This window comes from Chitinimonas lacunae (genome assembly GCF_042650885.1).
GTDB lineage: Bacteria > Pseudomonadota > Gammaproteobacteria > Burkholderiales > Chitinimonadaceae > Chitinimonas_A > Chitinimonas_A lacunae.
This window is the reverse complement of sequence record NZ_JBHSBU010000001.1, coordinates 3,726,186-3,751,376: the sequence shown is the minus strand read 5'-3', so window position 1 is coordinate 3,751,376 and position 25,191 is coordinate 3,726,186. Positions and strand designations below refer to the sequence as shown.

The 25,191-nt window shown below is 57.1% G+C and carries 22 protein-coding genes; 8 read left to right on the top strand and 14 right to left on the bottom strand.

What is annotated here, in order from left to right; genetic code table 11:
* Positions 1-36 precede the first annotated feature (36 nt).
* Genes bufB through ACFOW7_RS16130 form a run of 3 tightly spaced genes read left to right on the top strand, consistent with a single transcriptional unit; the run spans position 37 to position 2,102 of the window.
* On the top strand, positions 37-876 hold the full coding sequence (bufB, locus tag ACFOW7_RS16140) for an MNIO family bufferin maturase (protein WP_378166166.1): 840 nt from the start codon (positions 37-39) through the stop codon (positions 874-876).
* On the top strand, positions 873-1,607 hold the full coding sequence (locus ACFOW7_RS16135; RefSeq protein ID WP_378166164.1) for an HvfC/BufC family peptide modification chaperone: 735 nt from the start codon (positions 873-875) through the stop codon (positions 1,605-1,607). Before bufB ends, ACFOW7_RS16135 begins: the two co-directional genes overlap by 4 nt.
* Before the next feature lie 12 nt (positions 1,608-1,619).
* Complete coding sequence (locus tag ACFOW7_RS16130; protein WP_378166162.1) at positions 1,620-2,102, top strand: DoxX family protein; 483 nt, start codon at positions 1,620-1,622, stop codon at positions 2,100-2,102.
* 41 nt (positions 2,103-2,143) lie between these two features.
* Here the strand turns inward: ACFOW7_RS16130 and ACFOW7_RS16125 are convergent, their stop codons facing one another.
* On the bottom strand, positions 2,144-2,335 hold the full coding sequence (locus tag ACFOW7_RS16125; RefSeq protein WP_378166160.1) for a hypothetical protein: 192 nt from the start codon (positions 2,333-2,335) through the stop codon (positions 2,144-2,146).
* Between the two features lies 1 nt (position 2,336).
* Between ACFOW7_RS16125 and nth (ACFOW7_RS16120) the strand changes: the two genes are divergently transcribed.
* Together nth (ACFOW7_RS16120) and nth (ACFOW7_RS16115) are read left to right on the top strand one after the other, a co-directional pair.
* Entirely contained in the window at positions 2,337-2,969 is a 633-nt protein-coding gene (gene nth, locus ACFOW7_RS16120) for an endonuclease III (protein WP_378168057.1), read from the top strand.
* A 251-nt stretch (positions 2,970-3,220) separates the two neighbouring features.
* The gene (nth, locus tag ACFOW7_RS16115) at positions 3,221-3,853 is read left to right on the top strand and encodes an endonuclease III (RefSeq protein ID WP_378166158.1); all 633 of its coding nucleotides are present in this window, start codon (positions 3,221-3,223) and stop codon (positions 3,851-3,853) included.
* A gap of 212 nt (positions 3,854-4,065) precedes the next feature.
* Here the strand turns inward: nth (ACFOW7_RS16115) and ACFOW7_RS16110 are convergent, their stop codons facing one another.
* A complete protein-coding gene (locus ACFOW7_RS16110) occupies positions 4,066-4,611 on the bottom strand; it encodes a hypothetical protein (protein WP_378166155.1) in 546 nt (181 codons plus the stop codon).
* 324 nt (positions 4,612-4,935) lie between these two features.
* On the opposite strand from ACFOW7_RS16110, the gene ACFOW7_RS16105 reads away from it, so the two are divergent.
* Positions 4,936-7,302 carry a DNA polymerase II gene (locus tag ACFOW7_RS16105; RefSeq protein WP_378166152.1) on the top strand — a complete coding sequence of 789 codons (2,367 nt, stop codon included), beginning with the start codon at positions 4,936-4,938 and terminating at the stop codon, positions 7,300-7,302.
* 72 nt (positions 7,303-7,374) lie between these two features.
* Here the strand turns inward: ACFOW7_RS16105 and ACFOW7_RS16100 are convergent, their stop codons facing one another.
* From ACFOW7_RS16100 to ACFOW7_RS16045, 12 genes are all read right to left on the bottom strand, one after another.
* Positions 7,375-8,670 carry an ATP-grasp domain-containing protein gene (locus ACFOW7_RS16100; RefSeq protein WP_378166149.1) on the bottom strand — a complete coding sequence of 432 codons (1,296 nt, stop codon included), beginning with the start codon at positions 8,668-8,670 and terminating at the stop codon, positions 7,375-7,377.
* Positions 8,622-9,602 carry an ABC transporter substrate-binding protein gene (locus ACFOW7_RS16095; RefSeq protein WP_378166147.1) on the bottom strand — a complete coding sequence of 327 codons (981 nt, stop codon included), beginning with the start codon at positions 9,600-9,602 and terminating at the stop codon, positions 8,622-8,624. The genes ACFOW7_RS16100 and ACFOW7_RS16095 overlap by 49 nt, the downstream gene beginning before the upstream one ends.
* A gap of 5 nt (positions 9,603-9,607) precedes the next feature.
* The gene (locus tag ACFOW7_RS16090; protein WP_378166145.1) at positions 9,608-10,849 is read right to left on the bottom strand and encodes an ATP-grasp domain-containing protein; all 1,242 of its coding nucleotides are present in this window, start codon (positions 10,847-10,849) and stop codon (positions 9,608-9,610) included.
* Between the two features lie 98 nt (positions 10,850-10,947).
* Positions 10,948-12,048: an FAD-dependent oxidoreductase gene (locus ACFOW7_RS16085; protein ID WP_378166143.1), complete on the bottom strand. Its 1,101-nt coding sequence runs from the start codon at positions 12,046-12,048 to the stop codon at positions 10,948-10,950.
* An 18-nt stretch (positions 12,049-12,066) separates the two neighbouring features.
* A complete protein-coding gene (locus ACFOW7_RS16080; RefSeq protein WP_378166141.1) occupies positions 12,067-13,575 on the bottom strand; it encodes a class I tRNA ligase family protein in 1,509 nt (502 codons plus the stop codon).
* Position 13,576: 1 nt separating this feature from the next.
* On the bottom strand, positions 13,577-13,948 hold the full coding sequence (locus tag ACFOW7_RS16075; protein ID WP_378166139.1) for a cupin domain-containing protein: 372 nt from the start codon (positions 13,946-13,948) through the stop codon (positions 13,577-13,579).
* 21 nt (positions 13,949-13,969) lie between these two features.
* Entirely contained in the window at positions 13,970-15,307 is a 1,338-nt protein-coding gene (locus tag ACFOW7_RS16070; RefSeq protein WP_378166137.1) for a SidA/IucD/PvdA family monooxygenase, read from the bottom strand.
* A gap of 471 nt (positions 15,308-15,778) precedes the next feature.
* On the bottom strand, positions 15,779-17,389 hold the full coding sequence (locus ACFOW7_RS16065) for a DUF885 domain-containing protein (protein WP_378166134.1): 1,611 nt from the start codon (positions 17,387-17,389) through the stop codon (positions 15,779-15,781).
* Entirely contained in the window at positions 17,386-18,213 is an 828-nt protein-coding gene (locus ACFOW7_RS16060; RefSeq protein ID WP_378166132.1) for an isocitrate lyase/PEP mutase family protein, read from the bottom strand. The genes ACFOW7_RS16065 and ACFOW7_RS16060 overlap by 4 nt, the downstream gene beginning before the upstream one ends.
* Positions 18,194-19,438: an MFS transporter gene (locus ACFOW7_RS16055; RefSeq protein WP_378166130.1), complete on the bottom strand. Its 1,245-nt coding sequence runs from the start codon at positions 19,436-19,438 to the stop codon at positions 18,194-18,196. Before ACFOW7_RS16055 ends, ACFOW7_RS16060 begins: the two co-directional genes overlap by 20 nt.
* Positions 19,439-19,459: 21 nt before the next feature.
* The gene (locus tag ACFOW7_RS16050) at positions 19,460-20,821 is read right to left on the bottom strand and encodes an FAD-binding oxidoreductase (RefSeq protein WP_378166128.1); all 1,362 of its coding nucleotides are present in this window, start codon (positions 20,819-20,821) and stop codon (positions 19,460-19,462) included.
* A 114-nt stretch (positions 20,822-20,935) separates the two neighbouring features.
* Positions 20,936-22,186 (bottom strand): ATP-grasp domain-containing protein, encoded by a 1,251-nt coding sequence (locus ACFOW7_RS16045; protein WP_378166126.1) that lies wholly within the window; start codon positions 22,184-22,186, stop codon positions 20,936-20,938.
* Between the two features lie 1,167 nt (positions 22,187-23,353).
* Here ACFOW7_RS16045 and ACFOW7_RS16040 point away from each other — a divergent pair.
* Together ACFOW7_RS16040 and ampD are read left to right on the top strand one after the other, a co-directional pair.
* Positions 23,354-24,424, top strand: coding sequence for a bifunctional transcriptional activator/DNA repair enzyme AdaA (locus ACFOW7_RS16040; protein WP_378166124.1), 1,071 nt, complete (start codon positions 23,354-23,356; stop codon positions 24,422-24,424).
* A 156-nt stretch (positions 24,425-24,580) separates the two neighbouring features.
* A complete protein-coding gene (gene ampD, locus ACFOW7_RS16035; RefSeq protein WP_378166122.1) occupies positions 24,581-25,168 on the top strand; it encodes a 1,6-anhydro-N-acetylmuramyl-L-alanine amidase AmpD in 588 nt (195 codons plus the stop codon).
* Positions 25,169-25,191 lie beyond the last annotated feature (23 nt).

Here is a 25,191-nt window from a genome sequence, read left to right as displayed (position 1 = left end):
AGCCGCCCTTTGTCTTGGTCTGCCCGAAGGTCGTCTATGTCCTCCACCTCTGCCCTGCCGCGCGCCGCCGGCGTCGGCCTGCGTCTGCCGCATATCCGTCAGGTGCTGGCCGAACGGCCTGCCGTGGCCTGGTTTGAAGTCCATCCGGAAAACTATTTCGGCGGCGGCGCCAATCTGACCGCCCTGACTGCCGTGCGTGCCCACTACCCGCTGTCGCTCCATGGGGTCGGCATGGGCCTGGGTTCGATGGTCGAGCCGGACCCGCAGCATCTAGCCCAGTTCCGCCAGCTGATCGACCGGCTCGAACCCGCCGCCGTGTCCGAGCACCTGTGCTGGAACCGCACCGAACACGAATGCTTCAACGATCTGCTGCCCCTGCCCTACACCGAGGCGGCGCTCGATCTACTGTGCCAGCGGGTCGAACAGGCCCAGGAAGCGCTGGGACGGCGGCTGTTGATCGAGAACCTGTCGTCCTATGTGGCGTTTGCCGAAGACTGCATCCCCGAGGGCGAATTCCTTGCCGAGCTGGCGCGGCGCAGTGGCTGCGGCCTGCTGGTCGACATCAACAATCTGCTGGTCAACCAGCGCAATCTGGGCCGCGATGCGCGAGCCGCCTTGCAGGCCCTGCCGCCTGAGGCGGTGGCCGAACTGCATATCGCCGGCTTTGAATTGCGCCCCGACGGCCTGACCCTCGATACCCACGGCGCCCCGGTCGATCCGGCTGCCTGGGCATTGCTCGACGTGGCCTACACCCGCTTCGGGCCGGTGCCGACCCTGCTTGAGCGCGATACCAATCTGCCACCCCTGGCCGAACTGCTGGCGGAAGCCCGACAGATCAGCCATGCGCTGGCCCGGCTGGCGGAGGTCCGTCCATGAACCGTCTCAGCGAGCTGCAAGACGGTTTCATCGCCGCCCAAGGCGACCCCGAACTGGCCCGCCAGCTTTTCGGCGCCAGCGCGCGCGGCCTGTCGGCTTATGCCAACAACACCCTGTTCAACCGCGCCGATGCGCTGGCCGAAGCATTTCCCATCGTGCGGCGGCTGGTCGGCGACGATTTCTTCGGCGCCATGGCGCGCGCCTTTGCCCGGGGCACCCCGTCGACCTCGGGCGATCTGAACCGCTACGGCGCGACCTTCCCCGACTTTATCGCCGGCTTTGCCCCCGCCGCTGACCTGCCCTATCTGGCCGATGCGGCCCGGCTCGACTGGCTGGTCCATCTGGCCTATTACGCCGCTGACGCCGGGCCGTTCGACTTTGCTGCGCTTGCAGCGGTCGATCCGGCACAGCAGGCCGAACTGGTATTTATCCCTCACCCCGCCAGCGCACTGCTGACCTCGCCCTGGCCCATTGCCAGCCTGTGGCTGGCCCATCAGGGCGGCGAATTCCCGGCGCAGGATCAGGGCGGCGAAACCGCGCTGGTCTGGCGCGACCATCACCCCTCGGTCCGACCGCTCGCGCCAGCAGAAGCCGCCTTCGTGACCGCGCTCTATGATGGTGAACCGCTCGGCCTGGCGATAGAGGCAGCCTTCGCCCAAGATGAAACATTTGAACTCGGCGTGTCATTGAACCGCCTGATCGCCGACCAAGTGTTCATTACCATCCGCTGAGGAGTCCCTGCCGTGCAAACCCTGCCTATCGTCAGGATCGGCCGCTGCATGATTTCCGTCGTCGAGCGCTGGCTCGGCCCGCTGGTCGATCTGGCCGCCCGTGTCTATCTCGCCGATGTGTTCTTCCAGGCCGGCCGCACCAAGCTCGACAACTGGGAAATCACCGTCGCCCTGTTCAACGACGAGTACAAGGTGCCGCTGCTGCCGCCCGAACTGGCTGCGATCCTCGGCACAGCCGGCGAGCTGGTCTTTCCGGTGCTGCTGGCCCTGGGCCTGGGCGGCCGGCTCGGGGCGCTTGGGCTGTCCTTCGTCAATATCATGGCGGTGGTGTCCTACTACCACGTGCTGTCACAGCCGACTTTCGCCGCAGCGCTGACCCAGCATCTGCTCTGGGGCATCATCCTCGCCCTGCTGGTGGTGCACGGCCCAGGCACGCTGTCGGCCGATGCGCTGATCAAACGCCATCTCAGCGATAACGAAGCGGATTTCCACTAACCCCCTCCTCCCGGCCGCTCCCTCGCGGGCGGTCGGTCGCTTCAGCCATCCTGCCGGCCTCGCTCTTCCTGTCCCGCCACCAGCCCGTCCTCCCCCCATCCGGCCTGCCCTGCCGGCACGCTGCTTGCGGCTACCGTTGCAGGACAAATAGAAAATAACAGGAAAACCTTGTGCAAGATTGATAGCCGAAAATAAAAGAAATAGAAATAATCCTTCCATGCAGTGAGGCCCATGATGGACTCCCAGGCACGTCGCCAACTATTCGAGCGTCTGCAAGCGGGCAACCCGACGCCCACCACCGAACTGATCCATCGCACTCCGTTCGAGCTGCTGGTGGCCGTGGTGCTGTCGGCCCATACCACCGACCGCAGCGTCAATGCCGCCACGCGCCGGCTGTTTCCCATCGCCAATACGCCCGAAGCGCTGGCCAAGATGACCCAGGACGAGGTGGCGCAACAGATCGAGCCGGTCAACCATCACTACAACAAGGCGCGTTATCTGATCGGACTGTCGAAGCTGGTGCTGGAACGCCATGGTGGCGAAGTGCCACAGGACCGCGCTTCGCTCGAAGCGCTGCCAGGGGTGGGACGCAAAGTGGCCAGCGTGGTGCTCAATACGGCCTTCGGCCACCATGAAATCGGCATCGATACCCATATCTTCCGCGTCTGCAACCGCACCGGACTCGCCCCGGGCAACGATGTGCGCACGGTGGAGAAAACCTTGCAGGAAGTCGTCCCCGACGAGTTCAAACGCTACGCCCATCACTGGCTGCTGCTCCATGGACGCTACGTCTGCAAGGCCATGCGGCCTGAATGTGCGCGCTGCGTGCTGTATGAGCTGTGTGAATATCCGGACAAGACGGCTTGAGCATGCCGATAGCCCTGGCGTCGAGGCATGGCGCATTGCCAGCCGGTCCGGAGTCGGCGGGTCCGGACCGAAGAGCGCAGGGGCGTAACCCTCAGTCAGGCTGGGCGGCGGCGCCAAGTTGCACAGACAGACGATGGTCCAGTGGCGGGACTTTGCGAAGGGGACAAAGAGGATTGTGGAGAAGGCGCGGACGCTAGGGGGCATGGTTTCGACAGTCCCCAGTGACGAGGCAAGCCGGTAGAATTCGGCCAATGACTCCGCAGACCCGCCGCCAATTCTTCGAACGACTTCGCGACGCCAATCCGGCCCCGACCACCGAACTCGAATACCGCACCCCGTTCGAGCTGCTGGTGGCCGTGGTGCTGTCAGCCCAGGCTACCGACGTCGGCGTCAACAAGGCCACCCGCAAACTCTTCCCGGTGGCCAATACCCCGGCCGCCATCCTGGCGCTGGGCCAGGAAGCGCTCGAAGGCTATATCGCCACCATCGGCCTGTATCGCAGCAAGGCGCGCTATGTGATCGGGCTGTGCCAGCAACTGATCGATCTGCATCACGGCGAAGTCCCCAACAACCGCGAAGCGCTCGAAGCGTTGCCGGGTGTGGGGCGCAAAACCGCCAATGTGATCCTTAATACCGCGTTCGGACAGCCAACCATCGCCGTCGATACCCATATCTTCCGTCTCGGTAATCGCACAGGCCTGGCACCAGGCGCCGATGTACGCGCCGTCGAGGACAAACTGCTCGAAGTCGTCCCCGAGGAATTCAAGCTCGACGCCCACCATTGGCTGATTCTGCATGGCCGCTATGTCTGCAAGGCCAGAAAACCCGATTGTGGCGTCTGTGTGGTGCACGATCTGTGCGAATACAAGGCGAAAACCGTCTAGCCTAGATTGAATGGGACGGGATGCTGCCTGCCCGTTGACCAGCAATAGGCTCATCATTCCTCGGATGGGCCTATTTCATTATTGGTGTCATTATCAGACACTCAAAAGGTTATTTTGTAGGATTTATTGAGGGATTTTTATTTTTATTGAACGGGAAGCATCGATATAGAGGGGCTGTGAGAGGCTCGATATCAACTTGTGGCTGGCTTTGCTTACTCCACTGCAAGATCGCTCAGCAAGAATGAGAGATCGATGCCGGCCGGGCCAAACACATTAAGCCCTACGTATCGATTAATGTGTTCCACGGCTTTTTTCGGTGTAAGATATTGACGCAGATCTTGATGGAGGCCGACCAGCAGGTAATTTTCCTGGGCTGTCTTGCTAAAGAACAGGACGGTCAGCAGGGAAGAATCAAACATGAATCGTCTGCGTTCGACTTCACGCAACAAGGCCGCGTTGAATATCTGATCCCGTTGCGGCTCCGATATTCCCCAATAGGAAATATACGGCACATCCAGGGTGCGGTTTTCGGCCAGATAGACTTCGGAACCCTCTTTGGTCTTTCTTTTTCTCATCCACAGGATCGGATTTGATTGCAGCAAATCCAACAAGGCTTCTCTTACCTTGGCGAATTCAACGACTTCGCCCACCTTGAAAACGCTGACCACCCCGGATTCTTGCAGAGTCCAATATTGACTCTCATCCGCGCAGGGAAGTCTAGCGACATCGGAAAAACCCAATTTGACATCTGTAGTCATAATCATCCTTAATTATGTGCAGATACAGTTTTTCAAATTTATCAAGTGAGTCATCAAGACAGGATTTCAGGTCCATACGCAAACCTACAGTCTGTCACGAGACTACACCAAAGTCATTGATTTGACAATCAATGTCAAGCGCCTTATAAAAATTACAAACCCATACTCTTTTGCCACAGCAAATATCACTCAGCAGGTGAATATCATCGTTGACCAGTGTAGATATCGGAAGAAAGAATAGCGGCGCTCAGAGAAGGATTTTTCCGCACTGGTGTACATTGGCTTTATGCTGCACCAGCAAAATTACAACACCAAACAACGACCATGGAAAATAGCACTAGCGAGTTAGTCGATGGATTCATTCTGACGCGCAGTCATTCCGACGAGCATGGCAGCCTGTCCATCAATCTCTGGGTCAAAACCGATACCGGTGCAGTCTATATTTCTATCCCCCGGCAATTTTCCATTTTCTTCATCGAAACAACCGATCTCCCCAGCATAAAAAACCTGAACGGCGCAACCCCGCAAAAGACCCGTAACCTTGCCCTGCGCTCGACGGCACGCAAACCTGTCTCCGCGCTCTACTTCGCCAATCATTCCACAGCCCGCAAAGCCTCCAGAATCTTGCGGGAATTAGGCATTGCCTGCTTCGAGGATGATATTCGCCCGACAGACAGGTATCTGATGGAGCGGCATATCAAAGGCGCGGTCCGGGCGCGTGGTACATTCGTCGAGCAGCATCCTTACCCAATATTCCTGGCCGACTCGGCCACTGCAACAGAATTCATTCCGGAATTCAGAACCTTATCGCTCGACATCGAGTGTTCCCGTCATGGCGAGCTTTATTGCATCGGTCTTTATTGCGAATCGGAAAACTATAAAAAAGTACTGATGGTCGGCTCAGGAGCAGAAGGTTGGATCGACTGGGCCGAATCGGAAAAAACCCTGCTTCAGCGATTTGTCGAGGAACTCAACCGCTTCGACCCCGATATCATTATTGGCTGGAACGTCATCGATTTCGACTTTCGTCTCCTGCTCGAAAGAGCCAGTCTCCATGATATAGCCCTCGCCATTGCCAGGGATGGCTCCTGTCCCGAACTGTCCAAACGAGAACCCGGGCGGCAGACCAAGATCAAGATTCCGGGCCGGGTGGTCATCGACGGCATTATTGCCCTGAGAGCCGCCACGTATAGTTTCCCATCATTTTCGCTCGATAATGTGGCGCAAACCCTGCTCGGCCGCCGCAAGGAAATCTCGTCTGTAACCGAACGACTCGAAACAATCGAAAGCTATTTTCTCAACGATAAACTAGCACTGGCCAATTACAATATTGTCGATTGCCTGCTGGTTGCTGAAATATTCAAGAAAACAAAACTTCTCGCATTCCTGGTCTATCGCAGCAAGCTGACCGGAGTGGAACTGGATCGGGGTCCGTCCTCGATTGCCGCGTTCACCAATCTCTATCTGCCAAAAATGCACCGGGCAGGTTATGTCTCGGGTGATGTACTCGATCCCAACTCCACCAGCCCGGGCGGCTACGTGCTCGATTCACGCCCCGGCATCTTCAAGAATATTGTGGTGCTCGATTTCAAGAGCCTCTATCCGTCGATCATCCGCACTTTTCTGATCGACCCGATCGGGATGATCGAAGCCGATGATACGCCGCACGATGTGGTGGCCGGCTTTGACGGCGCCAAATTCTCGCGCAGCAGACATATTCTTCCCGGCCTGATCGCCGAGCTGTCGTTAGAAAGGGAAAAAGCCAAGCAAGCCGCTGATTCTGCACGTTCACAGGCCATCAAGATTCTGATGAATTCATTCTATGGAATCCTGGCAGCCCCCTCATGTCGCTTCTTCGACAATAAACTCGCCTGCTCGATCACCAAACGCGGCCATCAGATATTGAAACAGACGGCTGCCTGGACCGAGGAGTTCGGTTATGCCGTCATCTATGGCGATACCGACTCGATATTTGTGCAGTTCCCGCCTGAGCAAGATAGCCGGCAATGCATCCAGCAAGCCGAAACCCTGTGCGAAAAGATCAATCAAAGATGGGCTTCGGTGTTACGCGACAGTCATTTCCTCGAATCCCACCTTACCCTGCAATACGATATTCTCTACCGCCGATTTTTCATGCCCACCATGCGCGCCTACGACGAAGGCAGCAAGAAGCGCTATGCCGGCATGGGAGTGGTCGAGGAACACGGCAATCTGGTCGACAAACTTATCTTCAAAGGTCTGGAGAATGTCAGAACCGATTGGACAGAACTGGCCAAGAATTTCCAGCATCAGTTATACGAATGCATTTTCTACGACCAGGACCCAGTGCCGCTTATCGAGAAACAACTCGATGAAATCCTGTCGGGAGCCCTCGATTCGGCCTTGATCTATACCCGCCGCATCCGCAAGCCACTCGAAAACTATACGAAAACCACCCCACCCCATGTCCGCGCCGCCCGTTTGAAGGAACTGCGCCAAGGCGAGCGCAAAGACAAACTCTCTCAGGAAAACTCACATATCCAGTATGTGATGACGCGAAACGGGCCCGAACCTATCGACAATCTCACTGCCCCGATAGATTACCAACATTATATTGACAAACAGATCAAGCCCATCGCCGAAACGATTCTCCGGCATATCGACGTCAAAACCTCTTTCCTGTTTGATAAGCAATTAGACCTGTTCCATTAAAACCAATTGTTAGAGCACGCCTCTTTATCGATGATCTGACTCAGCGGACGCGCTCCAACAGGACACCCTCGATCAGGCCGTCAGTACCTCGGCTTCCGACTTAGTGGTTTCGCTTTCACTGCGCCTGATCACCACCTGCAATTTCTTGATGGCGCCTTCGGCCCGCTGCGCGGCCTCGGTGGCATCCTTACCGGTCGCCAGCACATAACCATGCCGCTCGATCGATTGGGTAAAGGCTTTGACGCTATCGCCGACTTTGAATCTGAAGTCGACCCGCACCACGCCTTCGGACTGGCGCAATTCCTCCAGCCCAACAATGTCGACAATTTCTCCAGGCGGCAGCGACAGATAGCGAATGGCAGCCCCGGCCGGCGGAGTCGGCTCTACCTGATTATCTGCCCCAAGCAGACCCAACAGCATGTGTTCGAACACATCGACGCCGTAGGTCAACTTCACCATTTCGGATATGCGGTCGCCCCCGGCCCGGGTATGGGACTCGACAATAATCGGGCCTTTATCGGTAATGATGATTTCCGTATGCGACGGCCCATGTTGATGGCCAATCGAGATCAGGAAATCCTCCGTCACCTTACGAATGGCCGCGACCGTTTCGGCGGGCAGACGCGAAGGCATGGTGTGGCCGGTTTCAACGAAATAGGGTTCACCCGTCGTGATCTTGTCGGTGACGGCCAGAATCTGATGCTTACCGTTCCAGCTGATGGCTTCGACACTGACTTCCGGCCCGACCATATATTTCTCGGCAATCGGATCGGTATCGGGATAATCGGCCTTGATCTCGGCAAATGCCTTGGCCGCGAGACTTCCGTCGTACAGCTTATTGATATGGTGGCTGCCCAGCCCTTCGAGGGGCTTCAGGATAATCGGATAGCCCACCTCTTCTGCGAATGCCCGAACCTCCTCTGCATTCTTGACGACCTTGAAGGGAATCGAAGGCAGTCCCGCCTTGGCCATATGCGCCCGCATGCTGCCTTTGTTTCGGGTAAGCACCACCGGTTCGAGCGGATTGGCGGCAATGCCAAGCCTGTCGCCGATAATGGCGGCATTCATCACCCCCTGCTCCTGGAATGACACCACCGCATCAAATGGACGCAGCGCATGCATGGCAGCAGCCAGCTCGACCACTTCGGGGGCGGCGCGAGTTTCAGTGAGCAATTGATCGATGATCCGCACATCTTCCGTCGTGATGTCTTCCTTATTCTGCGACACCGTCAGATGAAAACCGACCTCTTTGATCTTTTTATACAGATCAGTCCAGCCACCAACCATAAAAAGGCGTTTGTTGTTCATTTGCTTCCTCCTTAGACATTTCCCATAAAAAACGCGCGAGGGCGGTTTGTCTCTGCGCATCGGGTGGGTTCGATATAGGTGTGTTGTCTATTTTTCCGGACCTCATTGGACAGATCATGTACGACAAATCCGGATTCGGCATAGATACCTTTTTCATCGAATTTCTGCACACCCATTGCAGAATCAATTTCTCGCGCATCACGCCGTGGATCACCCATCGTCTCCAGCAGACGAACAGCCGCTGCCAAGGCAAGGACGGTTTCATTCCAGAACGGGCGCAAGGAAACATGCCGTTTGATGACAACCTTGCTGTGCACGGTAAAAACCCGGCCCGGCGCACACTTGATCGCCTCTAGCGCGCCGTCGTGATAGGCATCGTCGAGCAAGGCCAGCCCCCGAATAAAGATGCGGGTCAAGGCACGGACAGATTGCTGGACGAAGCTGTCATGACCGAGCATGACGTAGAAAGCCTTGGCATCGATATCGTCCGGGGTGAAGCGGAAAATGAAAATACCAGGCGAAGATTCGATCAAGGCCGCAAATGCATCGCCATAAGGACCCTCTTCGATCACAAAGACAATCGGACCGGCATGGCCGGAAGCGGCAATTTCCCGGATGCAGCCATCGATCAATTCCTTATCGCTACGTTGATAGCGAAACAGCACTCTGCTTGCCTGGCGGCCGAAATTATCCAATTTGACCGCAGTAGAAGCCGGCAGCAATACCGGCACCCCGCGGTCGAAATAGTCTGGCAGCGCCCCGAGCGCTGCGGCACTCGAATAATGGCCGACCACGGCCTGGGCGCCCCACTTCAGCAGCTTCGCAGCGGCGTCGCGCCCGCCCCGGACCGATTTCTGATCGTTTTCGATCTGAATCGATATTCCATCCAAGCCAGGAATGACGATCCGACAGTAATCCACCGCCTGCAAGAAAGTCTTGGTATGCGAAGTGGCGTCTTTCTCCAAGGCAATCGCCAATCCCAGCTTGAGCATTGCCATTACCTCATCTGGAAGGTAATGGCCGAAGCATAGGCTTTGGCCTTGGCTTCGGTTTCTTCCCTAGACAGACCGCTTACTCCCAGGAAACCGGCAATATCATTGCCATAGGGCGGACGTCGAATCCGACTGCCCGGTGTCACCACCATCTTCAACATAAACACCATCGGGTCTTCGGAAACTTCAGCCGGAATGGTGATATTGGCAATCTCACCGGCGGCCGAGATCAGGCAAAGCGCAAAGGTGTCCTTGCCGGTCGGGGTATAAGCACTGTTTGCCGGACGCTTACCGGCAGCGATATTGACGGTGGCCATCAAGGGGCAATAACCGGCCGAGATGCGGGCCATATGGTCGAGCCCACCGCCACCGGGACGGGCGGCAATTTCCAGAATAAACGGCTCGCCTTGATGGAAACGGATTTCCGCATGCATTACGCTGCGCTTGAGCCCTTGTGCCAGCGCGCCTTGATGGACCGCCTTATGCACCTTGGCGATCTGTTCAGGCGTCATATCGGTCGGCGCATGGTGCACATCGTCGTCGAAGTTGTTGCCCTCCAAGGTGACCCGGTCAACGATGGAACCGAGGACCGTTTCCCCATCCCAGGTAAAGGCTTCGATCAGAAACTCGCGTCCGTCGAGGAAACTTTCGAGCAGCAGTGAATTGGGGCCCAATTTATCGCTTGAGCCTTCATTGGAGACATGGGTAAAGGTCTGCACCCCATCCCAGGCCTTGGGATACATCTGAATCAGCTCGTCTTCGTTATTGAGTTTGTAGACAAACTGGCTGCCGGCACCGAGCGTCGGTTTCAGGATGGCCGGATAGCCGATTTTCCTGCCGGCCGCTACCGCCGCCTCAAGCGTCGGCACCAGCTCAAAAGCCGGATGGGGAGCGCCGAATCGTTGATGACCTTGCCGCATAAAGAACTTGTTGCGGCTACAGATGGCCGCATCGGGCCCGATGCTGGGCAGGCCCAGCGCCTGGGCAATCAGCGAAGTCGCAATTACGCTGCTTTCGGCAAAGGTAAATACCCCATCGAACCGATGCTGCTGATGCAGAAGCCTTGCCGTCTCGATCAGATCATCGAATTGCTTGCTCTTGGCAATGGCAAACCGATCTTTATGCCAGTGGTTCTTATCCGCGCTGCCCGACAAGACAAACAGCTCGACACCATGCTTTTCCAGGTGTTCGTAGCGGGAGTTGTAGTAGTTCCCGAATTGGGAAACCTCAATAGCCAGAACTTTCAAGATAAGTTTCCTTTCATGCCTGTCGGGATATTCGAGAAGATATTCGGCTGACAGCAATTTTCCCGACTGCGGCACACCGAATACCTGGATACTGAGCATTAAAATGAATGTTGGAAGTCAGGCTCAGCGAAGTTCACACCATGCTGCTGAAATACCGTGTGGCACAGTTCATCCACCAGCGCCGGCGCCGCTTTGAAAAGACCCGCATCGCAGGAATCGACGATATAGACGCCGGGAAACAGACTCTGCTTGATATAGGGAATATCGAGTTCGGCGCGATGCGGAATCTCGTAATAAGGCACCACATAGGGCTCGACCTTCAGCGGGCGATGTTTCAACCTGGAGAGCAGCAAGCTGGTGTAATGATCGATGTCCTGTCTGAATCCCTCATCGGCAAAGGCAAACGAGGCCGCGCTGATCTTCAGGCAATCGGGCTCAAATCCCGGTACCACCCAGCTTCCCACTTCGTCACCCAAATCGAGCACAGGCGGCATATGCCGCTCATTGCCTTTGCCTTCCACCTGCACATTCAAAAAGAACTGATGGCGCAATACAGGCTTGGTGCTGAAGTATTCGGGATAGATTTCAGGCAGCAGCGTCGGCGCACTCGTGGCCACAAACACGACATCGTAGAAAGACAAGCCTTTGTCGTGGGCAAGATAGAGATTGCCAGCCGGATCACGGCCGACCTTATGGACACGACAGCGCTCATGGCGGCGAACAGATGACGCCTTGTCCAGCTGACGCAGCAGATCTGCCAGGATAAGCTGACTGTTCAATACATAGGCGTCCTGTCCCGCCAAAACCGTCAATCGTTGATCGACTCGATAATGTGCATCGAGCGGCGACGGTTCTGCCGGACGATAAAGCTGATATTCGAGCCCAAGCTGCTGGTAAATGCCGGCCAATGTGGCCGCCTGACCGGTATCGAGACAGCGATAACATCTGGCGGGCCTTAGTCGGCCTCCGCCGCTCTGCTGATCCCACTTGAGCCAATACGCACGCGACTGAACAGCCAGGCGTTGCAATTCAGGGTTTTGAGGGTGGACGACTCGGAACAGCCGAGAAATGTCGACTGACCGTCCTTTAGGATTGGGTAAGGCTTCCGCATCAAAAAGATCGACTTTGATCTGCCTGGCCGCGCATCGGCGTGCAAACAGCAGTCCGATCACCCCAGCACCGATTACGCCCACCCTCATTGGCTTCTTCCCGTCCGATTAAAGCGACTGCAAGTTGGCAAGCGGCAACACCTCGGTTTGCCCGAATACTCCCGCCGCACGCAGTTGCTCATGATGGTCGATCAGAATCGGCGCGAAACCGGCCACCAGCGCGCTGATCTCGGCATTGGCATCCTGTAGCGTGCTATAGCGCCGCTCTTTAAGGTTCTTGGCGATGCGCTCGATGTTCTGCATGACCCAGTCGGCCGCAGCACGCAGGCTGAAGGTCTCCAGCGCAAAACAATTCGCCAGCCTATCCTTCATGATCTGGGCCGAGTCGCCCGACAGCGGGGCAATCGAGCGGTCCGAGGTATTGGCATATTCGTGGTAAGCCGCGACCAGTTCATTCCAGGGCGTCACCAGGCGTTCATTGATCACCTTGGTCAGCGACTGCTTGCTGAAATTGCTGCGGTTGTTCTCGGGGCAGGTGAAGCAGACAAAAAACCGGGCATAGTCGCGCGGAATTTCCTTGACCAGGTCCTTGGCCCAGATCAGATGACCACGACTGGTGGAGAACTTCGAATCGTCGAGTTCATAGAACTCATTGGGCACGATGGTCTGCGGCAGGATGTACTTGCCTTGATGGGCCATCAGCAGCGCCAGGTGGGTCACCCCCCAGAAATAGGAGTTGTCGAAGCCCAGGAAATACACGAGCTTCGCCTCGTTCTCGCTGCGCCAGGTCTGGTCGATCGGGCCCTTATTGCCATCACCGCAATGCGAGCAGTACATCGAAGCGGCCATGCCCTCGGCCCAGGCATTGATGACCTGCCCTTCGGTACCCGGGAAGGGGGATTTGATCCCCCAGGAGATGGGATAGGTGATCGGGAAGTCGATCAGCGGCTTACTGAACAGCTCGCGCATCAGCTGCAAGATATGCGGCCGCCAGCTGCCCTTGACCTTTTCATAATAAGCCTCGAGCTGGGCGCGATATGCCTCGACCGGGAAGACCAGGATCTCGACTTCACGGTATTCCAGCGCCTCGAACGGCGCCCGGGTAGAGCGCGGCCGCGCCAGCATCTGGAAATTGTTCGGATGGCCGCACGCCTCGCACAGACCACCGCGTGTCTGGTTCAGGCAGGTCGGGCAGTCGCCGCTGACGTAGGACTCGACCATGAACTCCTGCCGGGTGGGCGAGTACGGCAGCTTGACGCGCTTGCGCTTGAATACCCCGGCTTCATGGAGCGGCAGCAGGAAGTCGAGCACCATCTTCCTATAGTGCTCATCAAACGGCGCATAACCGTCCAGTTCCACCCCCCAGGCGGCCAGCGACGACTGGATATCGTGCCATGACCGATTGCACAGCGCCTCGGGCGCCATATTGAGCTTCTCGGCGCTGGTCACCACATAAGTCTGGCTATCGTCGGTGCCGGTGGCGTAATTGACGCTGGCACCCATCGCACGCCAATAGCGGGCAAAGATATCGGCAGCCAGATAAGGACCGGCCATATGGCCCACATGCAGATCGCCATTGGGAGTGGGCGGCGGTGCAATGATCAGAAAGTGCAGCATATTAATTCTCCGTGGCGACATGCTTCTTGAGGAAATTCTCAGCCATGGGGGCATCCCACCACACGCTGTACATTTCAAACGGCTCCGTCCCATCGTTGACGATGGAATGATCAGTACCCGGCGTAAAATGGACGATATCGCCGACATTGAAATCGATCGATTTCCCACCCGTTTCCAGCCGCGCCTTACCCTTCATTGCGATAAAGATTTCATACTCATGATGGGCGTGCGGGGTCGATGCCGTACCCGGCGCAATGACGCACCAGGAACCTTCGAATGGCGCATTAAGTAGCGGCCACGGCACCAGTCGCTGTGCAAAGAGATTGTTCTCGAATTTGAGATGCTCTCTCGCCAGTTCTCTTTTTTCGAACATCTTTCGCTCCTCCAGAGTGTCTCAGCTGGTGAATATCGATTCACCCGGATGCTTATATCTGCCCAGGTGGCCGTGCTGCGGATATTCACTGTTCTCCAAACTGGCCTGATTCGCCGATTCGACAATATCGACCAGAATCTCTTGGGCACGGGTGGCAATGACGCTCAGCAAGGTATCGGAAATTCCATGAGTGGCTTCGGAAATACCCTGGATATGCAGCGAGCAGTCCCTGGTGGTCGGCAATTTGACCCGATAAGCCCGGGTGATTTCTGGCTTGCTGACATTGACACGCGACAGGGCCGACTGCAGCAGCTTTGGCATCATATTCTTGTAGCCCGTACCGAGAATCACCAGATCAAAGTCGTCCTCAGTGGCGGCACCACTGATCTTGTTTTTCCAGACCAGGGAAATCTTGTCCTGCTTGGTATGCGCCGACATCAATTCCGACTGGATGATCATGCGTGCCCGGTTTTCACCGTTTAATTCTTGCAGGTAGTGGAATCGATAAAGCGATTCCATCGTGGTGGCCGACACGCCCGAGTAATTGGTGAAGTGCATTTCTTCGAGCACATCCCGTTTGACTTCATCGGGGGCGTGATAGAAGACGTCGATATAATTGCTCTGGTAGATCTTGTTGATGAATTTGCTGCCACCGTAAGTGGTCAGGCCGACCGAGCGCATGATCATCGACACTTCGGCCGTCGGGAAACGCTCGAGGCAGGCCGAATACACTTCTGCACTGCTTTGCGCCCCGCCGATCACCGCGACCTTCTTGACCGAGGCGGTCGGGAAATGGGCGATCTTCGACAGGAATTGCGAGCTATGGATCAGCCGTTCCGACTGCACCTCGGCAAAGACCGGCGGAATGCTGGCATCACGGCCGGCGCCGAAGATCAGGCGATTGGCGCGATACAGCGTGCCGTCGCTGGTGCCCACCAGCCAGCCTTCGATCTTGCCGTTCCCGTCCACGATGGGTTCGACACTACAAACGGCCTTGGAATAATGGACCTTTGCCTTGGTCAGGTTATTGGCCACCCATTGCAGATAGTCGGAAATCTCGCGCCGATAAGGGAAGAACGACATCAGATTGACGAATTCCTCCAGTCGTCCATTCTTGTGCAGATAGTTCAGAAAACTGAATTTGCTGGTCGGGTTGCGCAGGGTCACCAGATCCTTGAGAAACGACACCTGAGAGACTGCATTATCAATCAGCATGTTCTTGTGCCAACTGATGCTGTCTTCCCTCTCCAGCATAATGACATTACCTAATTTTTCATCGCAGCCACTCTCTTCCAGAGACACTGCGAAAGCGATATTGGCCGGCCCGCCGCCAATCAATAATAAATCTGCCTGAATCATGCTTGCACATCCTTTCTTTTAACCTTTGATCGGCGCTGATCAGCCTGATTTTGGACGAGCGCCGCCTACACGCGTCAAAAATAGATCGCGCAGCAGGGTGGTAGTTTGGAACGTGTAGCCCTCTTGGAACCTGCAACAGTCATGCAGGGAGAGGAAGGAGGAATTAAAACTAATAAATTATTGTTGGGATAACGCTTGGGTTGGTCTTGATAGCTCCTTGCCAATTCACACTCAAGTTAAGTGACACAGGGCAATATGCAGATTTCTCCTGATCCTCTGGAGCCCATTCACATTGCCCCCGCCACCGGCCTTATGGAAGTAAGGAGTGCCATTAACGAGTGATACTCGGCGCTTGAACGAATTGACCGCCCTGAGGTAATGCGGCGCTTCGTTCATGTCTCCTCGATTCTCCATTTTCCACGGACAAGGGTTTCTTCCCCATCCATTCTTCTTATTGCCCGACCCGACCAATTATGCAGTGGTTTCCTCCAATACCTTCGAGAGAACCGAGATCGGAATGGTTCCGTGCCTTAAAACATTGCGGTGAAAATCGGCCATATCGAAATTCTGCCCCAGGCGACTGCGCTGCTTTTCGCGCAAGGCGGTCAATTGCAATCTCCCTGCGGTATAGGAAAGCGCCTGACCTGGATATTCCGTATATCGCCGCACCTCGGATTTGGCGAAAGCCGGCTTGAGCAGTGTCATATTCTGTAGATATTCCTCCGCCCGGGCGCTCGACCAGCCGTAATAATGCAGACCGGTATCGACCACCAGCCGCGAGGCGCGCAGTAATTCCATTTGCAGCTTTCCTATCTTCTCGGCTGCGGTCTGGTAATAATCTGCCTCCTCGGCCAACTCTTCGGCGTACAGCCCCCATCCTTCGATAAACGAGTTGAACCAAGCACTGGTGCGAAAAGCCGGCAAGCCCGCTTGCTTGGCATACTCGAATTGGACGTGGTGGCCAGGAATCGCCTCGTGCACCAGCATCGCCAGCTCCTTGCCACGCTTGGCCTTGGCCAGCCGATGAACGTTGAGCAACAGCTTGCCACTCGCTTCTCCGCGTCCACTTGGTAGGTAATAGGCAATCGGCGAAAAGTCGGACAGGTGCTCCGGGATATGCTCGATATCGAGCGGCCCGACCGGTGCCATCTCCACCAGGTGCGCAAAGTCCTTGCGGGCCCGCGCGACCACGGCGTTGACATGCTCGATCACCTCAGCTACACCGCTGAAGTCGGCCCCCTGGCCAGCGAGGAATTCGTCCAGATTGGGCGTCTGCGAGCCGGTAAGCTGACAGATCCGCTCACGAATCCGGGTGACTTCCGCTTCGCCAAGCCGATGGATCTCATCGACCGAAGCAAAATCATCGGTATGCGTGACCACCAGCTGCTCGTAGTCGCTGCTGCCCGAGCGGATATGGCACAGCCCGGGCTGGTCGTCGGGGCGCGCCAGCGGCAGGATGGTCGTCTCGAGCATATCGACATACCTGGCGATCTGCGGCGCGACGCGGCGGCGGAACTCGCTGCTCAGTTCACGGCGAAACTCGGCAGAAGCCGCCTCGGGGATCAGCGAGACACCGTCCTCGGCCAAGAGCGCCTTCCAGCGCTGGGCCGCCGTCTGGACGCTCCACGCCATCGGTGCCCGCTGCGACCGGGCTGCGGCGACGGTGCCGTCGATGCACGAAGCGACATAGCGGCCGCTGGACAGGAAAAGCTCGGTAAAACGCTCCCGCTCCTCCGCCTGCCCCAGCGGCAGCGACGGCAGGCCGCCGGTCACTCGCCCCAAGGGCGAGTGGTCGTAACCGCTGACAAACGTCGCCCATAGCCGCATATCGAGCTTCTGGCCCAGGTCGAGCGCTTGCAGTCGGGCCACGCCCGCCCCGATGAGGTCGTCTGCCGTGCCGGCGCCCGACAGGGCAGCGCTGAGCGCAGACAGACGACTGGCCCGCTCTGCCAGCCAGGCATCAGACATCTGAGGGAGTTCGCCGACGTCGCTTGCCACCATGCGCAAGGCATCGTCCAAGGGATCGAACTCCAGCCGGAGCTGTAGCAACTCGGCGCCGATAGCCTGGACTGACAGGGTCATGCCTGGCCCCGTCCTGCCAGGGCGTTGGCATCGAAGTAGCCCAGATGGCTTTCCTTATTGACCTGCAAGCTGCCGCTTTCCTGAAAGTGACGCATCTGGGCCAGGATATGGCCATAGGCCGATTCGGCATGGAAGGAGCCAGCGCTGACTCGGGTCACCCCGGCGGCAAACAGTTCCTTGGCGCTCGGGCCACCAGGCAGGGCCATCACATTGAGCGGGCCGTTGAGTCGGGCGGACACGGCCTTGCAGGCAGCCAGATCGATCAGACCGGGGATGAATACACAATCGGCCCCGGCGGCGAAATAGGCATTGGCTCTTTGCACCAGATCGTCGACGCCTTTGCTTTCACCGAGCAGCACGGCGTCCATCCGGGCATTGATAAAGATGGGGTAGGACAGCGAAGCCGCGGTTTCGCGGAAAGCCTTGAGACGGGCGGCAGCTTCCTCGATCGGCAGCGAACGACCGTCGTGGGAGTCTTCGATATTGACACCTGCCACCCCGGCTTCCTTGAGTGCGGTCATCACGACGATCTTGCACTCGCCCTGCGATACAAAGCCGTCTTCCATATCGATCGAGACCGGCAGGTCAGTCTGGGCGGCGATCAGCGCGGCATTCTGTAGCACCAGATCACGCTTGGCGAAATGACCATCGGAGAAACCCAGGCTCCACGACACGCCGGCGCTGGTGGTCGCCAGGGCCTTGGCACCGAGCGACTCGGCGATCTTGGCGGTCATCACGTCCCAGCAGTTGTTGAGCAGCAGTTGGCCTTTGCTGTGCAGCTCGCGGAACTGGGCAATTTTGGCTTCAAGACGCGAATTTGACATCGTTGTTTTCCTTTGACTTGGCGTTCGGCTTCATCCCCACCATGACCAGCAGGCCGGAGAGAATGGCAAGCACGAGGCATACGATCCAGACCACCGAACCGTATGAATTGAAGAGATAGAGACCAATCACCGGACCCAGCGCATTGCCGGTAGAAAATGCCGCTTGGGTGGCACCGATATAGCGGCTGCGCATTTCCATGGGGAACGAGGCGGGATAGGCAAACATCGTCGGCCCGCTGATCATCAGCCCCACCACCAGGACGGTGGCACTTATCTTCATCAACAGATCCGATCCCAGCGACAGTCCGAACGAGGCCACGCCCAGACACAGCAAGGTCGTGCCGACGGTAGCGGGAATCCAATCCTGAAATCGGCTGACAATCGCGCTGATCTTCAGCTCCAGCAGGATCAGCACAATCGCGTAGATGGTCAGCAGCGAGCTATAGCTGGCCAGCGGCAGGCCTTTGCTTTCGATCGCGACCGGCACCGTCGAGGTGAATTGGATGAACACCACCGAACTCAGCAACATCGACAGCAGGAAGGCGACGAATTTGCCGTCGGTCAGCAGCGCTCCCCAGCTCACCTTGTGGATCTCGGGCGTGGTGGCCTGAGTGGCTTTGGCGGCGGACTCATTGGGCAGCATCAGCAGGGCGATCAGACAGTAGCCGATACTGCACACCGCATTGAGGGCGAAAACGTAATGCCAGCCGTAGGGGATCAGCACCGTCGCGAGCAGCGGGCCGGCCGCACCGCCCACATTGAGCGCGATACGGAACATCGAGAAACCCATCACCCGATAGCGATCGGGCACATGGGCACTCAGGATCACCCCCGAAGCCGGCCGCGACATCTGCGCGAAGAAGCCGCACAGGAACAGCCAGCCCATCCAGCCCACCGTTGGCATATCGGCGCGCACGATACTGGGGACGAACACCACGCTCAGCGCCAGAAAGCCCGAGGCAATCGCGATGGTGTTCCGGCTGCCGAAACGGTCGCAGAGGCTCGAACCCACGATCGTGCCGATGATCGAGGCCGCACAGAACAAGCCCAGCCCCAACCCCGCCTGATCGACCGAGAAACCGCTCGCGCTCATATAGACGATCAGATAGGCCTGGATAAAGTAGCCCAACTGATTGAGGAAGGCGCCAAACAGCAGAATGCGCGTGGTCGAGTTGGTTTCGCGCAGGAAACCTGTGACCGACACGGGAGGCGAGAGCTGCGTCATCGTTTGTCCGATCAGTTGAAGTTAGATATTGATGCAGCGCGAGATCTGTCTGACCAGCCCATCGGGGTCAAACTGCGAGCGCAATGTCTCGTATTGCTCGTACTCGGCCGGAAAATGCCGCTCGAAGAATCGGCCGTCGTCCGAGTCGGGGAAATTCAGATAAGCGATATTGCTCAGATAGCGCGCACCGATCCGGTCCATTTCATCGAGCCATTTGAGCTGCTCGATGATTTCCGTTTCGGACTCGCGCGCCGTCCACGAGGTATCGAACGAGGCCAGATACTCGGCATTGCGCGCCGGCATGAACGAGCGCTCACTCGGGAAATCGCGCACCGCCCCGCCCCAGGCAAACAGCCCGAAACCGGCGCCGTCCTCATTGGAAGTGGGCGTCCAGCTCATCACATGGTCGAGCAGCTCGTGCAGCCCGCTGGCACCGATGGCCTGCATGGCAAACCGGCTCTTGATCTTGAATGCCCCACCGCTGGTCTGATGGCGGGCGCTGACCATGGCGTCGTAATAGCCGATGGTCGATTGCGTCCAGTTCGAGCCATGGCAGAGCGGGCCGAAGGCACGTTCGATTTCCGCCTCGCGTGCCCCTTGCAATTGGCCCGACAGCGTGATGACCCCAACCGGATCTGCACCGGTGACATTGGTGCCGACCCGCATGCTCAATTCACGCGGGGCCGCGAGCAGGATGCTTTCCAGTTGCGCCAGATGCTGGCCGCCCAGCGAAGCCGGCCAGGTCGCCCGGAAGATGGTGACCGGTGCGGCCGCATAGGTCTTGAATTTGAGTTGGGTGACCACGCCAAATACGCCGGCCCCGGCGCCGCGCAGCAGACGCATCAGTTGTGGGGCGGAATCATCGTTGACCTGTATGACTTCACCGTTAAAGCCGCACAGCGTCACTTCAAGCAGCAGATCGCAAGTGAGCCCATAGAGGCGCGAGGTATAGGCGGCACCGCCACCGAGCGCGAGGCCGGTAATCCCGACGTCGAGATTGGTGCCGGTGGTGATCGCTCGGCCGTGCGGGGCAAGGACCCGGTAAATATCCTCGATGCGTGCGCCACCGCCGACCGTGACGGTCTCGCTCGCCGGGTCATACGAGACCGTATTGAACGCTCCCATATGCATGATGATGTCGCCGTCGAGGGAGCGCCCCTCGAAGTCGTGGCCGGTGCTGTGTACGCTCAGTTTCAGTCCTTCTGAACGGGCGAACTGAATGATGGCCTGGATATGGGCCAGCTCGCGCGGCGCAAAGATTCGCTGCGGCTGCGCGGGACGGGCTGCTTCGTTATAGGGTCGCACGACTTCTGCGTATCGGGACGAAGCGGGCTTGATTTCGATACCAAATACTTCGATATCTTCGAGGCACGATAAAGACATGGCGTATCCGAACACCTGAAATCTCAGGCAATCAATTCATGCCAATAAAACAGGCAGGGAGTTTAAGCGGACGTCGCTCAATACCGACGCCCGCTCAAGCCTAACAATGCGCGATTAAGGCGTGCTGTAGGATATTTGGATTCCGGCAATCGCATCCGAAATCAATTTATTGGCCAATTCAGACGTATCGGCCTCGACGGTGACAGAACCCAGGCGATGCCAGGACATCGACGGTTCGACCGTCGTATCGCCGACCTTGGCCGTCACCGAGTAATAGGCGATGCCCGGTCGGGTCAGTGCAGTTTCATTGAGCTGAATATCGGAGATCTTGCCGTTGCGCCCGCCCACAAAGCGGACCTTGGCGGTCTTTTCGGCCCGTACCGGCAAATCGGTCAGCGATTCGCCACGCATGATCGCGTGATAGCACTTCACGATATCGAAGCGATAAGCCCGCTCGATCAGATCGATGATTCCATCGCCGGCAAACCGGCCGGCACATTCGATCAGATAGGCGTCCTGACCATCGAACATCCATTCACAGTGGATGATCCCGGTCTGGAAACCGGTGGCATCAAGCACTTTCTGGGTATTGCCGACCAGCAGATCGGTCTCGGCGGGCTTGAGCGCTGCCGGCACCGTATGGCCGCTTTCGACCGGATGGACACCGTCGAAAAGGTCTTTCTGGGTCACATTGGAAAAAATGATTTTTCCTGCGACCACCAGGGCTTCGACGCTGTATTCCGATCCCTTGATAAATTGCTCGGCCAGGGTGATTTCCGGAAAACCGCGATCGGGCACCATCACCCCTTCATCGCGCGTCTGCGATGCCTGCCAGGCAGAAGCCAGCGTAGACGGGTCGTGGACGATCACCGTGCCGACCGAGCCTTGCCGATTGGCGGGCTTGATGATCAGGGAGCCAGGATGGGAAGCCGCAAAGGCTTCAAGTTCGGCCAGATTGCTGACGGTTTCGGAAGCGGGGTTCTTGATGCCGAAGGCTTTCGTCACTGCCCGAAGCCGGTTTTTATTGCGCATGATCAGACTTGCGCCATAACTGGCTCCGGGAACCCCGAAGCGTTCGGCCAAGCGGGCCGCAAACGGGGTCGCATATTCCTGGATCGGCACCACACTCACCACATCCAAATGCCGCACTTCTGCAAAGAAGGCATCGGCGGCCTCTTCGCGTTGATATTCAAAGGGAATCAGCTTATCGACAACGCTATATTTCTGGACTTCCGCATCGATCTTCCGCTTGCGTACCACATCCGGTTCATCCACCAGAATGACGGAACCAGGTTCACGCAGCTTTTGCAATGACGCCAATGCGGCAGCGCTATAACCCACAACGATTGTCTTACGATTGCTCATTTACCACCTCCACATGCAAAGATTGAGGCAATAGCAACAGACTTCGCCTCAACAATTTTTATATTTTAACTATGCCCAAATCCGCCCTTGCCCTGCCTGATACAGTCAATATCAAGCCACTGAGGGTACCGGATTAGTTTTTCCAGCGCCTGTTGCTATGCATTAAATATTTATGCATGACAATTGCCACACAGACAGCCGATATAAACGGAAAATACGCAAAACAGGTATTTTGCGAAAAACCAGAAATCGGCCGCAAAGCTAAGCTGGAGGCGGCTTCCAAGAAATTGCACAGCTTACCCGAATCAATTAGGAAAACTGATGCATGATTTTTCTCAGCGGTCGCACGGCATAATTTACTTGTGTCGGCCAAAAAAATAGGTTCTGCGGATACTAGCGTCCAACTTCCAGCGAGGCAAGATGCATTTGCATTAATCGGTGCTTTGAAATATTTACAAATGACTGACACAATTCTGACAGCGCCCATTTCTTACTTGAGGCCGTAAGGATATTGAATATACAAGCAAAAACAGCATTCCATGAAATTCAATATCTTCATTGCTTTCAACAGCTTGTGCAGATCATCACATCGGCAAATTATGGAACAATCGTGAAAACAAGCCTTTGACAAGCAACAGAGAAAAACCATTTACTACCGAATCATCGTGTGGGAATGCAACATATGACCTCCCACAGGAGCCGCTTTCCGGCTTATCGCTACCCGGCAAAGCCCAAAAGCTCGACCATTAAGACTCCATTGCAACACGAAGCACTGTTGTTCCAAAAAAGGATAATGCCCAGCAATATCGAAAATCTAGTTTGTGCCATCGAAAAATCCGACCAGCGCAAGAGAACGGCTGAAAGGATAAGTCCCGAAGACCGGCAGCGACTGTCCGGTCTGGCCTGCTGCCTTATCCATATAAAGGCAGCTCAAGCGGGGCTTTTAGGCTGCGCGCGAGGGAGGCAGTAATTGGCAGCTAGTTTTGACCCGCGCTCAGTCATAAAGCAGGCCCGGCTGTGCTTTCTTGGAAGAAGGCCATTGGCGTAGACTTGGCGGGTAATGGGTAGAGGCGTGCTGCTGAGCGATTTTCTACAGACTCCGGCACCTGCGCAGTCAACGGCGTCGAAAATGGATGCCTCTTATCATTTGTTCTGGACAGCCGTCTTATGCTGATCACCGATACTTCACAAATCGACACCTATTACCGGGCACTCGTCGAGCGGGCGCGTGACTATATTGGGGTTTTCTTTGTCGGCGTCAGGACCACTGGCGTGTTCTGCATCGCCAGTTGCAACGCACGCAAGCCAAAGCTTGAGAACGTCGAGTTCTACAGCCAATTCAAGGACGCGCTCGATGCAGGTTTCCGACCCTGCAAGATCTGTCGGCCGACCGAAAACAGCCACACTGCACCGGCGATGGTGGTCGCGGCGATCGATCTGGCCCGACATCACCTCAAAGCGCGCATCACCGACTGGGATCTCAAACAGCGCGATATCTCACCCGAGCTGGTGCGGCGCTGGTTCCTCAAACACCACGGCATGACTTTTCAGGCATTCCAACGAATGCTGCGTATCAACCATGCTCTGCAAGAGCTGAAAACAGGCCGCCGTCGCCGCGAGGCGGGGGAGCACGACTCCCTGCATGGCCTGGCTTACACCTATAAGAAACCGACTGGGAGTGCATCAAGTGAGGCAGCACAAGTGATATTGATCCATCGCTTTACTACGCAACTGGGGCCGATGTTTGTCTGCGCGACGGAAAAAGGGGTTTGCCTGCTTGAGTTCGTCGATAGAAGAGCGCTCGAGACCGAGTTCAACGATCTGCAACGCTTACTCAAGGCGCCGATCGTCGATGGCGAAAACGACCATATCCGGCAGGCGGTACAGGAAATGGGCGAATACTTCTCGGGGCAGCGCACCGAATTCAGCGTCGCGCTCGATCTGCCCGGCAGCGAATTCCAGCGCAGCGTGTGGCAGATTCTGCAAACCGTCCCCTACGGTCAGACGGCCAGCTATATGGAACAGGCCGAACGGCTCGGCCGGCCCTCGGCGGTACGCGCAGTCGCCAGCGCCAATGGCGCCAACCGCGTCTCGATTATCGTGCCGTGCCATCGCGTGATCGGCAAAGACGGCTCGCTGATCGGCTATGGCGGCGGACTGCCCCGCAAGCGCTGGCTGCTCGACCACGAAAAACGTCATGCGATGCAGGGGCAGTTGGACTTGCTGCCCAGCCACTAGCCCGGGACGCGCCGAAACCGTGCCCTGCCAGACCGACGGTGGGGTGCGGCCAGAGCGTGGTCAATAACAGACGCCCTTTCCATTCCACTTCCTGTCCACTGGCGCATCCGACTTTTGCGGCGCACAATGGGCGCCCCTGATACATCGTTCCCGCCGATGTCCTGTCCCGATCCGTTGCTTGCCGTCGCTGCTGACGGCTGGCTCCCGAACCTGGAATACCATCCCTCCCCCAATCACGATGCCCGCCCTGGTGGCTGTGCAATCGATATGGTGGTGATTCATGCCATCAGTCTGCCGCCCGGCCAGTTCGGCGGCGATGGAGTGATCCGGCTGTTCCAGAACCGCTGCGATCCGGCTGCCCATCCCTGTTTTGAAAGCCTGCAACACTACCGCGTCTCGGCCCATTTCCTGATCCGGCGCGACGGCGAAGTGCTCCAGTTCGTTTCCTGCCTTGATCGTGCCTGGCACGCCGGTCAGTCATCCTGGCTGGGGCGTGAGCGTTGTAACGACTTTTCCGTAGGAATCGAACTGGAAGGCGGTGATCACTGGCCATTCGAGGAGGCGCAGTACCACAGCCTGAACGGGCTGCTGACGGCCTTGTACGCTGCCTACCCGATCAGTCATCTGGTCGGCCATAGTGATATCGCCCCGACTCGTAAGACCGACCCCGGTCCGTTCTTCGACTGGTCGCGCATCGTGCGACCACCGCTGGACGGTACTCAGTTTCCAGAAGAGAAACGCTAATCGCGGCCCATCACCCGGGACAG

Bases quoted from the DNA above. Each gene is read 5' to 3' on its own strand.
- bufB (WP_378166166.1), top strand. From the start codon at position 37: ATGTCCTCCACCTCTGCCCTGCCGCGCGCCGCCGGCGTCGGCCTGCGT.
- ACFOW7_RS16135 (WP_378166164.1), top strand. From the start codon at position 873: ATGAACCGTCTCAGCGAGCTGCAAGACGGTTTCATCGCCGCCCAAGGC.
- ACFOW7_RS16125 (WP_378166160.1), bottom strand. From the start codon at position 2,335: ATGGGCCTCACTGCATGGAAGGATTATTTCTATTTCTTTTATTTTCGG.
- nth (WP_378168057.1), top strand. From the start codon at position 2,337: ATGGACTCCCAGGCACGTCGCCAACTATTCGAGCGTCTGCAAGCGGGC.
- nth (WP_378166158.1), top strand. From the start codon at position 3,221: ATGACTCCGCAGACCCGCCGCCAATTCTTCGAACGACTTCGCGACGCC.
- ACFOW7_RS16110 (WP_378166155.1), bottom strand. From the start codon at position 4,611: ATGACTACAGATGTCAAATTGGGTTTTTCCGATGTCGCTAGACTTCCC.
- ACFOW7_RS16105 (WP_378166152.1), top strand. From the start codon at position 4,936: ATGGAAAATAGCACTAGCGAGTTAGTCGATGGATTCATTCTGACGCGC.
- ACFOW7_RS16100 (WP_378166149.1), bottom strand. From the start codon at position 8,670: ATGCGCAGAGACAAACCGCCCTCGCGCGTTTTTTATGGGAAATGTCTA.
- ACFOW7_RS16095 (WP_378166147.1), bottom strand. From the start codon at position 9,602: ATGCTCAAGCTGGGATTGGCGATTGCCTTGGAGAAAGACGCCACTTCG.
- ACFOW7_RS16085 (WP_378166143.1), bottom strand. From the start codon at position 12,048: ATGAGGGTGGGCGTAATCGGTGCTGGGGTGATCGGACTGCTGTTTGCA.
- ACFOW7_RS16080 (WP_378166141.1), bottom strand. From the start codon at position 13,575: ATGCTGCACTTTCTGATCATTGCACCGCCGCCCACTCCCAATGGCGAT.
- ACFOW7_RS16075 (WP_378166139.1), bottom strand. From the start codon at position 13,948: ATGTTCGAAAAAAGAGAACTGGCGAGAGAGCATCTCAAATTCGAGAAC.
- ACFOW7_RS16070 (WP_378166137.1), bottom strand. From the start codon at position 15,307: ATGATTCAGGCAGATTTATTATTGATTGGCGGCGGGCCGGCCAATATC.
- ACFOW7_RS16065 (WP_378166134.1), bottom strand. From the start codon at position 17,389: ATGACCCTGTCAGTCCAGGCTATCGGCGCCGAGTTGCTACAGCTCCGG.
- ACFOW7_RS16060 (WP_378166132.1), bottom strand. From the start codon at position 18,213: ATGTCAAATTCGCGTCTTGAAGCCAAAATTGCCCAGTTCCGCGAGCTG.
- ACFOW7_RS16055 (WP_378166130.1), bottom strand. From the start codon at position 19,438: ATGACGCAGCTCTCGCCTCCCGTGTCGGTCACAGGTTTCCTGCGCGAA.
- ACFOW7_RS16050 (WP_378166128.1), bottom strand. From the start codon at position 20,821: ATGTCTTTATCGTGCCTCGAAGATATCGAAGTATTTGGTATCGAAATC.
- ACFOW7_RS16045 (WP_378166126.1), bottom strand. From the start codon at position 22,186: ATGAGCAATCGTAAGACAATCGTTGTGGGTTATAGCGCTGCCGCATTG.
- ACFOW7_RS16040 (WP_378166124.1), top strand. From the start codon at position 23,354: ATGCTGATCACCGATACTTCACAAATCGACACCTATTACCGGGCACTC.
- ampD (WP_378166122.1), top strand. From the start codon at position 24,581: ATGTCCTGTCCCGATCCGTTGCTTGCCGTCGCTGCTGACGGCTGGCTC.